This is a genomic window from Paenibacillus sp. BK720 (assembly GCF_011761545.1).
Lineage (GTDB): Bacteria > Bacillota > Bacilli > Paenibacillales > Paenibacillaceae > Pristimantibacillus.
This window is the reverse complement of record NZ_JAASRQ010000005.1, coordinates 85,660-100,997: the sequence shown is the minus strand read 5'-3', so window position 1 is coordinate 100,997 and position 15,338 is coordinate 85,660. Positions and strand designations below refer to the sequence as shown.

Below are 15,338 nucleotides of genomic sequence, written 5' to 3'. Positions count from 1 at the left end.
TGTGTGATTGCCTTCAGTATACGTGCTTGCGGCGGCGAGATTTGGACCTCATGGATGCAAATTCCGGACATTCGGATGCAAGCAAACCCGATTTCGGCCTTAACGGAGATTCACGGCTCAGGCTGCCCTACAATCCAGACTTTTTGCTGTCATTATTCGGACCTTCGCCCGATTAAGGGGTTGCAACCGGTTGCATTTTCGAAAGCCAAGGCTATAATTATCTGACACACGGATTTCCTTTCAATAGAGGTGGATAGCGGGGAGTTGCGGGGCATATGGCCAAACCGTCGGAGAACAAGCTGTATCCGATTCAGCATTACGTCAAAATCATTCTCGTCATTTCGTTTACCGCGCTGATTCTGGACTTTATCATCAGCTTTGCGTCGATCACGATCGTTAAACAGCAGTCCGCGCGGGATTTGAGGGATACCGCTTATTTGTACATCAACCGGATTAACAGCGACTTTTCCTACATGAATCACTTCATGGGCTGGACGCTTGCCAACGACGAGAACGTCAAAATGATGGAAACCCACGACACGAACGAGACGGAATTCATCAAGGCCAACGACGCGTTGTACAAGCGATTCGTCGAGCTTCAGACCAGCTATGACAAGAGCTACAACTTCTTTATCTTCTTCAAGAAGAAGAACGTGATGCTCAATATTGCGCCTATGAGGGTGACCTACAAGGAATATCAGCAACTGCAGCAGCAGATTAATGTCTTCATCAAAGACAAGGTCATCTATGAAAAGTTTTATTCCCGCTGGTCAACCATTCAGCTGGCCGGTAAATTTTATATCGTTAATATCGTGCCTTATCACGACAGCTACATGATCTGCCTGATCAACGCAGACGATCTGATCCTGCCGCTCCGCCAGATTAACCTGGGCGAGAACGGCTACGCCTCCCTGCGGGCCGAGGACGGCAGTCTTGTAACCAGCCCCATCTCGAATAAAGGCAAGCTGTTGAACATTGAACAGGAGCAGGACCGCTCCTCCATCATGAACACTCTCCAGACCAGAACAACGGTCAACGGCGAGTTCGATAACGCAGCCTTCTTCGTGAAGCTTGTCATTCAATTCGGCGCGTTCGAGAAAATCATGATCGTTCAGCTGCTGATCGTGCTGCTCGCGGTAATTGTTGCCTGCAGCCTGAGCTTCATCATGCTGTACTTTAAGAACAAGGTGCTCCAGCCGATCAAGAGCTTCTCCTACAATCTCGCCTTCTGGACGGAGGACGGGGAGCCGCTCGACAGTACGGGCAGCAAGATCGTGGAGCTGGAGAAGGCCAACAGGCAATTCGCCCAGCTCGTTAACCAGATTAAAACCTACAAGATCGACATTTACGAACGTGAGCTGGAGAAGCAGCGCATTCAGCTGGATTATATGAAGCTGCAGATCAAGCCGCATTTTTTCCTGAACTGCCTGACGACCATTCACAGCATGGCGCAGATGGACATGACCGAAGAAATCCAGCAGATGGCCTTATCCACCTCGGTGTACTTCCGGTATATTTTCCAGAACGGTCAGGACTTTGTCCGCCTGGAGGACGAAATCGAGCATGTCCGGGTTTATCTCGAAATTCAGAGGAACCGCTACCGCAGCTCGTTCCTGTACCGGATTGAGCAAGGCGAGTCGACGCGGGATGTCCCGATCCCTCCTCTCGTGCTGCAGACCTTTGTCGAGAACGCGATCAAATACGCGGTGTCGCGGGATCGTGAGGTGCTCATTACGCTGACCGTTGATCGGCAGATGGTGGAGGAGCAAGGAATGACCGTCATCCGGATTGCGGATACGGGGCCGGGTTTTCCGCCGGAAGTCTTGGAAAAGCTCCAGCAAGGAGAGCCGCTTGATCAGACGCTTGGCACGCAAATCGGTATTATGAATACCGTTCAGCGATTGAAGCACCTGTACGGCGAGCTTGCGCAAATCCGCTTCGGGAATCCGCCTAGCGGCGGCGCCTCCGTGACCCTCTATCTTCCGGAGCTTCCGGCCAATTCGAACGAGACGGGAGTGTAGCCCATGAATGTATTGCTTGTTGATGACGATTACTTTGTCGTAACCGCGCTGGAGAAGAAGATCGACTGGGCTTCGCTTGGCATCGAGGGCGTCTATACGGCCCACAATGTCGCCCAGGCGCGGGATATTCTGATGAAGCATAACGTGCAAATTCTTATATCCGATATCGAAATGCCGCAGGGAAGCGGTCTGGAGCTCTTGGCGTGGATTCGCGAGGAGAACTACAACGTGCAGGCGATCTTCTTGACCAACTACGCGGACTTCAATTACGCGCAAAAAGCGATCGAGCTGCGTAGCTTCGAATATTTCCTGAAGCCGATTCAATTCGATAAGCTGATGCTTATTATCCGCAAAGCCGTTGAGCGGGCGAAAGAACAGCAGCAGCAGGAGAAAGCGATTAAGGAGGGTTACTACTGGCAGCGCAATCAAGCGAAAATGCTGGAGCACTTCTGGCGCAAGCTGATCAGCGGCAGCGTCTCCTGCCCTCTGAAGGCCGCGGATATCCTGCTCGCCGTTGAGGAACAGCATCTCCCGTATGACCGCAATGATCTCATTCAGCCCGTGCTGCTTAATCTCTTTCCTTATGACGGCAGCATGGGCGTTGAGGAAAAAAATCTGTTCGACTTCGCGCTGCTTAACGTCCTATACGAGCTGTTCCAGCATCCGCAATTTACGGTGGAAACGGTGCTGGAATACAACGCGCATAACTGGATTGCCGTACTCAAATGGAAGGTAGCCCCCGACTCCGAGACGCTTGACGGGCTATGCGCCGCCTTTATCCGGCAGGCGAACCGCTCGCTGAAATGCGATGCCTGCTGCATCGTCGCCATGTCCGGTCGGCTCGAGGGCATCAGCCCGGTCATCGGCGAGCTGCTGGAGCGCAATCAGGCGATCGCCATGCGGCGCAACCGTATTTTTTTCGTGGAGCATGGTCTCCGGCAAACCGACGAATCGTATCAGCCACCGGACCTGACCGGACTGGAGAAGCTGCTGGAGCGGAACCTGCCGGATGAATTCCTTCAGGAGACCACCCGGTATTTAAACGAATCGGTGCACCGGAACCATTTCTCCACCTCCGTCCTCAGCTTGTTCCGGCTGGATATGATGCAGCTCGTTTACGCTTTCCTGAAGTCGAAGGGCATTCAGGCGCATCAACTCTACGCGGGTAAAACCAATGAACGGCTGCTCGCCCATTCCCTTCATTCGATCGAGGATCTGGAGGCTTACTTGAAGTACTTGGTTCACACGGCCATGGAATACCGCCATTTCGCCGAGCAGCCGAAATCCGTTGCCGAAGAAATCAAGCAGTATATCCATGCCCATTACGGGGAGGATTTGACCCGCATCAGCCTGGCGGAAATCGTCTACCTCCATCCCGATTACCTGGCCAGACTATTCAAGAAGGAGACTGGCGTTTCCCTTGGAAACTATGTAATCGGAGCGAGAATTAATGCCGCCAAGCAGCTGCTCCGAACGACCAATCTGTCGGTATTCGCCGTGGCGAAGAAGGTCGGCTATGCCAACTACTCCTACTTCGCGAAGGTCTTTAAGCAGGAGGTTGGCGTAACGCCGAATGAATATAAGCAGGACGGTTAGGAATGGTCAAGGAATGCTCCCTTTACTTAACCGCTTGCTGTTTTTTGGGGACTACTGCTTTTTATTATGTACGTTCAGAACTGCGGGGCCAGAATCCGCGGGATTCTCCCCTTGCCAAATGCTTGCCAAATACCTCTCCGATCATCAGGATCAACAAGGGGAACAACAGATACAGGTAAACGTCCCACCATATCTGACTGATCAAGATTCCTCTTTGTTTCAGGAGCACGGTTACAAGGATAAGGATGGTCTCCAAACAAGCATATTTTATCCATCGGTATTTCCAATTTACCATAAGCAGCAAGGTCGTAATGAGTACAATGGATAGATAGTAAACGATACCGAAAGCGCTTGTGTCATATGCCGGGTCGCTAAACCATCCAGGCCGGTAAACCCTGCTGAAGAATAATATGAAGGGCAAGAACTGGATGGTTCCGGAAATAGGACCTAAGCATAAAAAGAGCAATAACGCGCGCGAGCCCCCTTTCTTCGCCTTAAGCATCCAGGGATATATTATTTTTATCAACGGGAAGTAAAGCAGGAGACCCAACGAAGTATATCCGATCCTCCACCAATACAGCGTATAGATACGCAACTCAACAAAAAGCCACTCGATCCCTGCTAGCAGGGCGATAAACCCAACTATCCAAAACCAGCCTAGTTGATATACCGAAAGGATCAGAGCGAGAGACGGTATCGAGATTAAGTTCGAGGTTATGGCCCCGAGATGGCTGTCGTAATAACGATTACTAAGCAGCTTCGGATGATATTCGTAGCTTCCGTTGAAGATATAAATGACTGCTTCGAAAATATATAAGAGTTCAACTCCAATTAAGAATTGCATATAGGTGTGGACGCTTCGTTTTCTATGAAACACAATGACCTGCAACACAATACTAATGAAGCTCAGTCCCAAGTACCAATACGAATTAGAGCCCAAGCCCCCCCCTCCCTTGCATTGCCGAGTTCCCCTTATTGTTTCAACTTCCATGGGACATATTCACAGCGGATCGATCCAACTCCAGAGACTGCTTCCGTATGTTATCGAATGTCATTGGGATAGCTCCTTAGTAACTCGTTGGTTATGCCAGTAATGTGAATAAAATTTTACCAAATGCGCAACCTACGTCTTAGTAAATAAATCCAGCTTGTTGGACCTTGCGGAGGAAATGAAAAATGAACGATCTTTCAACATCGCTTGCCGACAATTTGGAAACCGCGCAGCACTTATTCCGTCAAAGTCCGGATCTGGTTATCCGGCCCTTTCAATTAAAATCGGGACAACGGGCTTTACTGCTCTATTTCGAAGGACTTGTCGACAAGCTATCTATAACCCATGATGTATTGCGGCCCCTTATTACTGAAACCGAAACCATAAATGAACTTTCGAATGCTCCAATTACGGTAGGCAGAGTGCATACGGTCTCGGATTGGCCACAAATCGAAATGTCGCTGTATACCGGGAAAAGCGCGCTAATCGTTGACGGTATTGCGGAAGCCCTGATCATGTACACGCAAGGCTGGCCGCAGCGCGCGATTAGCGAACCGCAGACCGAGTCGACGATCAAAGGGGCTCATCAGGGATTCGTAGAAACGGGAGAGCAAAATATTGCTCTTATTCGGCGTTATTTGCCAAGCCATGAGCTCAAGCTCAACCCATTTATTATCGGCAAGCGAGTCCGCTCGACCATTACGCTTCTCTACTTGTCTGATATCGTTCAGCCGGATTTGGTTAGCGAGATGGAGAGGCGACTCCAAAGCATCGACGTCGATGCGGTTCTGAGCACTGGCGAACTGACCGAATACCTTGACGATCATCCTTTTAATTTATTGCCTCAATTCCAAACGACGGAGCGGCCGGATGCTGCGGTAGCGCATCTCCTGCAAGGACGCATCGCGCTCGTTATCGATCATTCGCCGTCGGTTCTTGTCGGACCGGTCACTTTCGTGTCATTTTTCCAAGCGGTAGACGATTACAGCCACCGTTGGTTGGTGGCTTCGTTTCTCCGGGCGCTCCGTTTTGTCGCTTTGCTGATAACGATATTCCTTCCGGCATTCTATATCTCGCTCATTGCGTTTCATTTCGAGGTTCTGCCCTTCAAATTGCTGCTTTCGATCGGGGAGTCGCGCGCGCGCGTTCCGTTCCCCCCCATCATCGAAGCCTTTTTGATGGAGATATCGATCGAAATGCTGCGAGAGGCCGGTCTGCGGCTGCCTGGCCCGGTCGGCCAGACGATTGGCGTCGTTGGCGGGATCGTAATCGGTCAAGCGGCCGTGCAAGCGGGCATCGTCAGCAACATCATGGTTATCATCGTTGCCCTGACGGCGATCTCCTCCTTTATCATTCCCGACTATGACATGGCGTCTTCTTTGAGGCTTATCCGCTTTCCGTTTATGATTGCGGCCTCCTTATTCGGGTTGATTGGCATTGTGATCGGCATGCTCCTTTTGGTCGGGGTCATCATGTCTATGCGAACGCTCAACATTCCCTACGGCATTCCCGTTGCTCCGATTGATATACGTGATTGGAAGGATATATTTGTTCGCCTCCCCCTCTTTATGCTTAAGCTGCGTCCGCGCTCCACCAACGCGTCACAGCTTCGCCGGCAAGGAAGAAACCGGAGCGGCGGACGGGGAGGGAATGGAGCTTGAGGAGGCCGCTTAGCCAGAAGGATCATGAGATCAGCTTTACTCAGTTTGTTTTCACCATCTATAAGACTCAAATCGGTATCGGAATCCTTACGCTGCCTCGAGATCTCGTGGAAACAACCGGTACCGACGGATGGATATCCTTGCTGATTGGCTATGCGATAGCTGTGACGGCCAGCATCCTGATCATTGCCGCTATGTCGAAATACCCAAAAGATACGCTATATGAGCTACTCCCGCGCTTGTTCGGATCTTGGATCGGCAGGGGACTCTCTCTCCTCTGGATCGGTTACACAGCAGGAGGCGCGCTCGTTATGCTCTTATGGTCGGTACACCTGACCCAAGTATGGGTGTTGCCGGGCATTTCCAATCAAACTCTCATGTTTCTTTTCGTGCTCCCGATCTGTCTTTATACCTTTCAAGGACTTAAGCTGGTCGGAAGGTTCGGCGAGTTTGTCTACATGAGTTCGTTCTGGATGCCTCTAGCGTTATTCTGGGGACTTAAAGATGCCCACTGGCTGAACTTTCTTCCGATAGGACACAATGGATGGGTGCACATTATCCAGGCAGTTAAATCCACACTGCTGTCGTTCCTGGGATTTGAGCTTGCCTTCGTTCTGTATCCGTACCTTACGGAAAAGAAACACGCCATTCGGGGTGTGGTTTTCGCGAACACGCTTGCGCTGATCACCTATTCAATTGCTACGGTTGTCAGCTTTCTTCAATTTAGCGAAGAAACGCTCAAGGAATATGTATGGCCTTCACTCGTCTTGTTAAAGCTGATTCGCTTGCCTTTCGTCGAGCGATTCGAGATCATTTTCGTAGCCTTGTATCTGATTATCCTGTTCGCGACGATTATCCCTTATCTGTATATGTCTGCCATGGGGGCGAACAAGTTGCTGCGCACAAGCAACCATCGCTACTACACCATTGCGTTTCTGGCTGGCTGCGTTGTGCTCTCGATGTTGTTCCAGCCTTCCGTTTGGCAGCTTGAATGGATGGGAAGACAATACGGCAAAGCCGGGTACCTGCTCGCTTTCTTGTTCCCAGTCTTGCTGTGGCTATGGGGGATTGGCTATCGGTTCATAAGAAAGGAGCGGCATTCATGAAAAGAATACTTAAACGGTACCTACTGCCGTGCGCGTTGATCATGCTGATGGCAACGGCCGCATGCAGTAAGCCTGCCGCTCTGGAGAAACTGCAAATTATGGGGGTTTACGGAATAGACCTCAATGAGGAGGGGCGGTTGCAGTCCTTTTCCTCCTCACCTATATTTAGCCGGGAGGCAACCAAAAAGTACAATATAACGAAAGCAACAGCCTTATCAACCAGACAATCCCGTCAGCAGCTCGATTCCATGAGCATTGGTGCGTTAACGGGACGGAAGCTCGCAACCGTTCTGGTCGGCAAAAAGCTGCTTACCGAGAAGTCGATCTATCCATACATGGATGTCCTTTTCCGGGACCCAAGCAGTGAGATCAACGCTGACATTGCTATGGTCAATGGTACGGTGGCTGAAATTATGGAATCGGAAATGGACGATAAGGGGAGATTGGAAGTCGTGCTGTTGGAAGAGATCGAGACTTCCTACGAAGACCGGATATGCGTTCTCACTCATGCTTATCAATTGGAAGATCAGCTTCTCAATCCCCGAGTTACGCCTTACGTGACGGAAATCAAGGCAATGCCGCGGGAAATAAAAGTAGTCGGAACGGCACTGTTAACCGATGACGGAAAATACGCCGGTTCTCTTAATAACAAGGAAAGCTCCTTGCTGCTATTGCTGCAGCAAGATATCGGACGGCAGATCCAATTCACGTTCATTTTACCTTCTAAGGGCACTGTTACCGTTAATATCAAAGACGCCAAGCTCAACACTCATTCCGCCTATGGCGAAGACCGGTTCCAATTTAGCGTTTCTATCCACGCGGAGGCAGAATTAGCGGAACAAGCGACGAACTGGAAAGAAAATATTCCTGTTCCCGTTCTGGAACAGGAAGTCTCAAGGCAGCTGCAACTGGAGTGTGGCAAGCTTATCAACAAAATTCAGCGTTACCGCGTTGATCCGATTGGATTCGGCTATTATGCAAAGGCTTACCAATTGTCCGAATGGAAGAAGGTCGAAGACAACTGGGGAGATGCGTTTGCCCAAGCGGACGTCAGGATTACAACCCATGTCAAGCTGATAAGCACAGGCGCGGTAAAATGAGTTCCGGGAATCGCTTATGTCTTATATAAGGTCGGCTTCGTTAACGAACAGTATGGGATCATGACGATTTCGGGATTAAAACAGCTCAATTTGCGCAGAAAATAACAGGTCTCAGGCAAATGGTGTTCCAGAAAACGCAGCGTTGTCCGGCTTAAGAGCTCCGTATTGGCGAATTGCCCGATAATCTGCACGACAAACGAGTAGAACTCGGCAACGGTTTGCGATACTTCCCGGGCAAACCGTTGTTGAAAGGGCAAGCCGGGAGGAGAGAAACGCAAGTAGCCCGCGATCGATTGGTTTTTAGCCATATGATTGCGGAAGGCTTGCGCTAATCCCAGCGCTTTCGTTGCAAGCGGGATTTCCACGGGATCCAAAACATTGTTTAGCAGAATAGCGTGACCCAATTGATCCTCGATCCATAGATGAAGCAGTGCGACTAGCGACAACTCCTCAAACGGCTGTCCTTTCTGTGCATAAGACAAGAATCGCAGATACTCCTGATTCTCATTCAGTGTTCCGTTGAAATAAGTAGGCGTGGCATTTAAATTAACTCGATTTGTTAACCGCAAGTTTTGCAGCGTACCTTCCAGCCGATAGTATCCTTCCGCTACGGGATAGACAACACGGGCGAACTCGATCATCGCGGGGTCATCGATCGGGAGGCTGCGACTTGGCAATTGCGCCAGCAGCCCGAGCAAATAACGGAATCGTTCGCTGTACTGTTGGGCCAATGCAACCCATTGAGATTCCGTAGGAGACAGAAAGTCACGGACAAAAATCGAGTGATCGTCCAGAATTTCCAGCCAAAAACGGTGTTCCTCCCAAGGGCTGATAGGCTCGCATGCTTGATTCATCGTTCATTCCTCCTGATAAGCTGCCGATTTTACAATCCATTTATCTTATGTTATTAGGAGGAGGCTTAATGAATGATCCCGATATCACGCCTTTCCGTGTCATATCCGTATCCTAATGTTCCCCGATAGCTTAACTTCGCCTATGTTGTGGCCCAGTGCGTGTTCCGAGTTAACGAACATGCTCATTCGCTCGATATTATTAAATTCTAAAAACGGACTGTGCGCCATGTCTTGCGACTGCCGTGAAAGTGGATTGGTTTAAACTCTTTCATCCTCATCGAGCGAAATTCCATGAGACCGATGAATTCACGGATCGGCTGTCGTCTATATAAACGAAGGCATAAATGAACACAAACTAATTTGCGAAGAGGTGTTTTGAAAATGGCATTAACGTCCGCATTCACGAGCTTCAACCTGCCTGTAAAAAACGTAGGACAATCGAAAGCGTTCTTCACCGGACTCGGATTCGAGCTCAACCCGCAATTCCCCGATAACGAGAATTCGGTAGCTATCGTGATCGGCGACAACCTGCAGGTCATGCTGATCAATCAAGCATTCTTTAATACGCTCACGGAGAAGGAATCCGTCGATACGAGCAAGTATGCGCAGATGACGATCGCATTGGCCTTCGAGAGCCGGGAAAAGGTTGATGAAATCGTAAATACCGCGGTCTCCTTAGGCGGGAAATTGCACGCTGAACCCGAATATCATGGGTCCATGTATCATTGGGGCTTCGTGGATTTGGACGGCCATCTGTGGGCCATTAACTGCATGAACATGGATGCGGCACAAGGATAAGGCTAACGGAGATAGGATTCAAAAAGAAAGACGCCGGGCATCTCCCCGGCGTCTTCTTCGCGATGATTAGTTTTTTTCGGTATAGGCTTTGAAATTGTCCATGATCGCTTGCCAGCCTGCTTGCTGGAACTCGACGGGATTGGAGCTTTCCGCGTCGAAGGTTTCAATGACCTTCGTTTCATTCCCTTGATCGACGAAAGCAGTATCCACTCTTCTTCCGTCTTCCATGGCGTAGCCGATCGCCTCATGCCGATTCACGACATCGTAGACGCCGCCAAAATCAAAGCCCATGCTGCCATCCTTCGCTTCCATCCGTGTCAGAAACTTGCCCCCGACCCGCAGATCGTTTTCGGCTCTCGGCGCATGCCAGTCCTCGGACGCTTGATTCCACTTCGTGATGTGATCCGGCTCGGTCCAATAACGCCATACCTTCTCGACAGGGGCTTGAATGATAGCTTGCACGGTTACTTTCGTCGGTTGACTTGTTTCCAATTTAATAGACACCTCTCTCATGACATTCGTCATTTGGTTACTCTCAATGATATAGACGTAAGCCAATGACGAAATTCATTGGTCAATTCGCTCAGGCAGCCCGAATCGCGAAAATAATGGCGTATGAATGAAGTTTTGAACGTGCAGGATTTGATTTTCTTTGGTTTCGATGACGTGGATGCCCCAGGGTACCAGGCCAGAGCCCTCTTTGCCCGGCATATACTGGGCCAACGCCGGATAACCGCCATTCACCGTAATGGGCACAAATCGCGATCCTTCGCAATGCCAGCGAGTAAGCGAATAGAACGCGGCCAAATCTTCCTTGCCGCGGACCCACATTTGGAAGGGCGGCATCGACATGCAGCCTTCCTCGTGGAACAACGCGACGAGCGCATCAATATCGAATTGCTCGAAGGCCTCCACATACCGGGACAGCAGCTGCTGCTCCGGTTGAACCTCCATGCTGCTGAGCTCATCCGAGCGAAGCTGCGCCCGGTCCATCGTCTCTCGGGCTCTTTGCAAGGCGCTGTTCACCGCTGCCGGCGACATCGCCAACGTTTCCGCAATCTGCTTGGAAGACCATTCAAATACATCCTTCAAAAGAAGTACCGCGCGCTGCCGCGGAGGCAAGGTCTGCAGGAGAGCGATGAAGCACAGTTGAAGGGTATCTCTGCGGACGAGCCGATCCTCCGGATTGCCCCCAAAGTCGGGAGACGGCCAGATCCATGCAGAGTCCGGCAGCGTGTCGCGCGGCTCGACGATGTCGACGGCCGGATCGAATAGGTCAACGGGAAGTGCGCGGCGTTTGGATTGTCTCAGCTTGTCCAAGCACAGGTTGGAGGCAATCCGATAGACCCACGTTTTGAATGAGGAATCCTGCCGGAACGTGCTCCAGCTCTGCCAGACCCGAATACTCGTCTCCTGTACGGCATCATCCGCATCGTCCATGGAGCCTAGCATTCGGTAACAGAACGAGGTTAAGCCCGGCTTCAAGCTTGCAAATAATGGTTCGTCAAATGCGGTCTCGTTCATGGCAGCCTCCCTTAACGATTTCCCCGAAGGGTGGTACCTTCATTATATGCAATGAAGCGGACAGCCTCAATCCGAATGAAATGTATCTGTGGGACCACCACGCCCAGCGAAGAAATATTCCCAGCATAAGCCATGAGCTATAACCTTTTGTACCGCTGGACAAAACCCTCCGTATTCCATATCGCTCCCCCTCATCCTTACATGAGATATTCTGCATAACTGCCATTAATTTCAGAATTAGGCCAACGTGCTTCCAAAGGCAGTTGGCTAATTAATTGAACTAGTATTTCCGGTTAGTCTGTCATCTTCCGTATTTCTTTCCCCATTTTTCGGACCACTCTTTATAAGTCAGTCCAGTTACTTCCTCTAACGTTTTACCGTCAAGTGAGAAAGGCGCTCCCATTAAAAGCACTTTTCCTTGAACAGGGAATGAAGTGCCGCCTATTACTTTGCCATCGCAAACCATGACAGAGACGTTGGTTTCGGTATTGTATTTTTTCTCTAGGGGATGATTTTTCACTGTGAATCCGTATTCGGTTATTTCTTTCCCGAAATACTTGTCGGGTTCTTCTTTTTGAACGCCCCATATCTGTTGATTGTACGTTGATTCCACACTTCCTTCGAAAAATTTGCTTTTGTCTAAAACGTATTTTTGAACTTCGCCTTTTCGTGTAATAACTTTATACCCTTGTTGCTCGACGTATTGCTCAGCATTTTTTTCATCGCCTGAAATCTCTTTACCGCATCCAGCAAGGATTAAAAATAATAACCCCAAAATAATCCCCCAATTGGTAATACTCCTCAAGAAATTCATCGCCCCCTTTACTATATAAAACTCCCTAAACAATTCGATTGTTGCGTTATCCTGCCCTTTACCTTAATAAAAACGGCAGCCGATCATCATGTGTCAGCTGCCGCCGTTGACCTATTACACTAAGGTTATTTCTTACCAATCAAAATCTTGAAGTCCATAGTGACCTGTTGTAATTTCATCTCTTGGATTTTTCGCAAACGTTCCGTTGTTGTCCCCCAGGACATAGGCGTCATTCCAAGTAATGGTTTAATGGACGACTCTCCCAAGTTCACCTGATATCGAACATTTTCAACGTCTGTTAGCTCAAAATGTTCAATAAAGTGATCCAGCGTCATTTCGTTTGAATAAACCTGTTTTTCAGATCCTTCGTAAAAAATGTCTCTTAATTCTTTAAGATAATCCCGTTCAGGAATGACCTTTATAACCATACCCTCATCCGCAATCAGTCTTTTAAATTCTGAATAATTAGCCGGGGATAGAATGTTAAGAATGAAATCGAATCGATGATTGGCAAATGGACAGTTCGCAATGTCTGCAACACACCAAATAGCATTGGAATATTCAGCCGCAGCGCTGCTGATCCCCTCCTTGGAAATATCGATTCCGACCGCCAAGAGAGAATTGGTTGTTTTTCGAAATAATTTTTCTTGAATTTCAGTTAAATGAGAGCCTTCCCCACACCCTGCATCTAGTATGCTTGTCGGTTCATTGTTCCCGAGTTGATTAATTATTTTATTGCTTACCGCAGCATTCAAGGGATCAAAAAATCCGTTTCTGTTGATCATTCTTCGATGTTCGAACATTCTTTTATCATATTTGGTTTTTTTGGCTAGCGACAATAGGTTCACATATCCCTGCTTCGCTATATCAAAACAATGCCGGTTGCTGCAAATTAAACTTTGTAAATTGATCATTTGCATGTGACCGTTACATACCGGGCATCTAAATATCTCTTGGAATCGTGCAATAACAGCTGCACACATCATCTTTTTACTAGGTTTGGACATAAAAAAGCACCCCATTCATTCGTAATCGGTGAATGAAAAAGGCACAGTCAAATAAACCCAACCTATTTGTTAAAAAAATAGACGGGTTAAGTGATCTGTACCTTACACTACCTTAAACGAATGAATTGGATGATCATAATGTAACTCTCCTAAAATGTTGAGGTATTTAAAACCGCTCTAATTATAACATTTGGCTGGGGTTTACTGAAGAACCCGCTATCGGCTGCCTGATAGGGTTTCATACAAAACGGCAGCCCATGGACTGCCGTTTTGTATAGACCGCTATATCATTGATGAAAATCTCATCCCCGCGTTTCAGATTAGAAGAACAGCGCATCCAGCGAATAAGCTCCTGCTCCGGTTAGTGCAACGCCGATAGCTAAAGCCACGAGTACCAGCGGATATTCATATCCGTTTGCCGTTGCCCACAGGCCGTTAGGCCCATGCACTTTAACTATTGCGCCTGCCATGGTGATTACAATCATCACTCCTGCTGCTGCCGTGAACAGGCCCGCAGTGAACAAAGCCCCGCCCAGCAGTTCCAATACTCCGGCAAAGACAGCCATAGCAACACCCGGACGAATGCCAACCGATTCCATCCAGCCTCCTGTCCCTTTAGGGCCGTATCCCCCGAACAAGCCGAACAGTTTCTGTGCTCCATGACCTACAAACAACAATCCTACCACTACCCGAATAACAAGAAGTCCCAAATCCATCATTTCCTTCATCTCCCCAATATTGTTATGGCGTTGATCTTACAGTTACTTAGCGAATTTATCTAATGGTCACGTCATGCCTCTCTCTTCGCAAGCGCGCCGGTAAAAAAATCGACGTTTTCTTGCCTTAACTGCGGCACATCTACATAAGAATCACTCCTCGGTTAATTATCTTAAAATTAAGATATAAGATGTAAAAAAATTTCTGTCCCTCCACACAATGCTCAATTTCATTTTCGATAGCATTTGTATGATGTGCGTTTATCTTTAATTTAAATATCTTGAATTAAAGATAAACGATTTTCTTATTGTTGTCAACAGGCAAATGAAAAGTTTTTCCCTTGCTGAGCCTGGTTGCACAACCTCGATCGTTGCGGATGTTAAAAGCCCTATTCATTGTTAGGTGAAGTCAAACTCGCCGTCGAGTTGTTTATTCTCTTTAAAATAATGTCTACAATTTCCGTTGTCTTTAAGTGATCCGTAATTAAATGCTCTTGAAATATATCCTTCCTAAATGCTTCGATACATGCAGCTGTCCGTTGGAATGACCATCCCCCCACGGTGTCACCGCGCTTGACTAATCGGTTATATATGGTGTCCTCCGAGGCTATTAAACAAAAATGATAGAGTTCTTCATCCCATTCTTTAAATCCATTGTAAATGTAATTGAAATTTTCCTCTTTATAGATCGTCATGGGCACAATCAAGTGTTTTTGATACTTCTTTTTCACCTCTCCCGCCACCTTTACGGTCAAGATTTTCCAAAGTTCAATGTCCTGGAAATCTTCCGTTTGTTCATGAATGCGCCTTACTTCCTCGGGTACGAGCTTTCTAATCATAAGTCCAATTTCTTCAGGATCAAATATCATGCTATTCGCAACTAATGGCTGCAGCATTTGGGCTGTGGAAGTCTTACCTGAACCAAAAGCCCCGTTTATCATAATGATCACGTTATCATTCCTTTCGGTAATAGGATGTCTCACTTCATCAGTTTTATCTAACAATATATTCACGAAGTTCGCAAATATTATTATGGGATATCGTGGCGTTCTTCCTTATGACTATAAACCCATGCGCAATATAATGGCATTTCGGGCGGTGTCCTACCATCGCCTCATTTCGGGAAAGCGAGTTCAAAATCGAATGGGAT

General features: G+C 48.3%; 14 protein-coding genes. 6 read left to right on the top strand and 8 right to left on the bottom strand.

All coding sequences use genetic code 11. The features are described from left to right. The first annotated feature begins 275 nt into the window (after positions 1 to 275). Complete coding sequence (locus FHT67_RS19475; protein ID WP_167200855.1) at positions 276 to 2,021, top strand: sensor histidine kinase; 1,746 nt, start codon at positions 276 to 278, stop codon at positions 2,019 to 2,021. Between the two features lie 3 nt (positions 2,022 to 2,024). Beyond that, positions 2,025 to 3,617: a response regulator transcription factor gene (locus tag FHT67_RS19470; protein ID WP_167200853.1), complete on the top strand. Its 1,593-nt coding sequence runs from the start codon at positions 2,025 to 2,027 to the stop codon at positions 3,615 to 3,617. 64 nt (positions 3,618 to 3,681) lie between these two features. On the opposite strand, the gene FHT67_RS19465 is transcribed toward FHT67_RS19470, so the two are convergent. Continuing rightward, positions 3,682 to 4,533, bottom strand: coding sequence for a hypothetical protein (locus tag FHT67_RS19465; RefSeq protein WP_208403395.1), 852 nt, complete (start codon positions 4,531 to 4,533; stop codon positions 3,682 to 3,684). A 260-nt stretch (positions 4,534 to 4,793) separates the two neighbouring features. Between FHT67_RS19465 and FHT67_RS19460 the strand changes: the two genes are divergently transcribed. From FHT67_RS19460 to FHT67_RS19450, 3 genes are read left to right on the top strand one after another with little or no spacing between them, the layout of a single operon-like run. Further along, positions 4,794 to 6,269: a spore germination protein gene (locus FHT67_RS19460; RefSeq protein WP_167200849.1), complete on the top strand. Its 1,476-nt coding sequence runs from the start codon at positions 4,794 to 4,796 to the stop codon at positions 6,267 to 6,269. Next, positions 6,266 to 7,375, top strand: coding sequence for a GerAB/ArcD/ProY family transporter (locus FHT67_RS19455; protein WP_167200847.1), 1,110 nt, complete (start codon positions 6,266 to 6,268; stop codon positions 7,373 to 7,375). Before FHT67_RS19460 ends, FHT67_RS19455 begins: the two co-directional genes overlap by 4 nt. Then, complete coding sequence (locus FHT67_RS19450) at positions 7,372 to 8,475, top strand: Ger(x)C family spore germination protein (RefSeq protein WP_167200845.1); 1,104 nt, start codon at positions 7,372 to 7,374, stop codon at positions 8,473 to 8,475. Before FHT67_RS19455 ends, FHT67_RS19450 begins: the two co-directional genes overlap by 4 nt. Positions 8,476 to 8,489: 14 nt before the next feature. Here FHT67_RS19450 and FHT67_RS19445 read toward each other — a convergent pair whose 3' ends face one another. After that, positions 8,490 to 9,329: a DUF2935 domain-containing protein gene (locus tag FHT67_RS19445; protein ID WP_167200843.1), complete on the bottom strand. Its 840-nt coding sequence runs from the start codon at positions 9,327 to 9,329 to the stop codon at positions 8,490 to 8,492. 381 nt (positions 9,330 to 9,710) lie between these two features. On the opposite strand from FHT67_RS19445, the gene FHT67_RS19440 reads away from it, so the two are divergent. Beyond that, positions 9,711 to 10,127, top strand: a complete 417-nt coding sequence (locus FHT67_RS19440) for a VOC family protein (RefSeq protein ID WP_167200841.1) — start codon at positions 9,711 to 9,713, stop codon at positions 10,125 to 10,127. 66 nt (positions 10,128 to 10,193) lie between these two features. Here the strand turns inward: FHT67_RS19440 and FHT67_RS19435 are convergent, their stop codons facing one another. The 6 genes from FHT67_RS19435 to FHT67_RS19410 all read right to left on the bottom strand — a co-directional run bounded on the left by FHT67_RS19435 (position 10,194) and on the right by FHT67_RS19410 (position 15,201). Next, entirely contained in the window at positions 10,194 to 10,619 is a 426-nt protein-coding gene (locus FHT67_RS19435) for an SRPBCC family protein (protein ID WP_208403394.1), read from the bottom strand. 75 nt (positions 10,620 to 10,694) lie between these two features. Beyond that, positions 10,695 to 11,651: a sigma-70 family RNA polymerase sigma factor gene (locus tag FHT67_RS19430; protein WP_167200839.1), complete on the bottom strand. Its 957-nt coding sequence runs from the start codon at positions 11,649 to 11,651 to the stop codon at positions 10,695 to 10,697. Between the two features lie 301 nt (positions 11,652 to 11,952). Then, positions 11,953 to 12,456 carry a DUF4830 domain-containing protein gene (locus FHT67_RS19425; RefSeq protein WP_243711782.1) on the bottom strand — a complete coding sequence of 168 codons (504 nt, stop codon included), beginning with the start codon at positions 12,454 to 12,456 and terminating at the stop codon, positions 11,953 to 11,955. Between the two features lie 134 nt (positions 12,457 to 12,590). Beyond that, positions 12,591 to 13,472: a putative RNA methyltransferase gene (locus FHT67_RS19420; RefSeq protein WP_167200837.1), complete on the bottom strand. Its 882-nt coding sequence runs from the start codon at positions 13,470 to 13,472 to the stop codon at positions 12,591 to 12,593. 320 nt (positions 13,473 to 13,792) lie between these two features. Continuing rightward, positions 13,793 to 14,191: a DoxX family protein gene (locus FHT67_RS19415; RefSeq protein WP_132311587.1), complete on the bottom strand. Its 399-nt coding sequence runs from the start codon at positions 14,189 to 14,191 to the stop codon at positions 13,793 to 13,795. Between the two features lie 386 nt (positions 14,192 to 14,577). Next, on the bottom strand, positions 14,578 to 15,201 hold the full coding sequence (locus FHT67_RS19410; protein WP_347880108.1) for an AAA family ATPase: 624 nt from the start codon (positions 15,199 to 15,201) through the stop codon (positions 14,578 to 14,580). Positions 15,202 to 15,338: the final 137 nt, after the last annotated feature.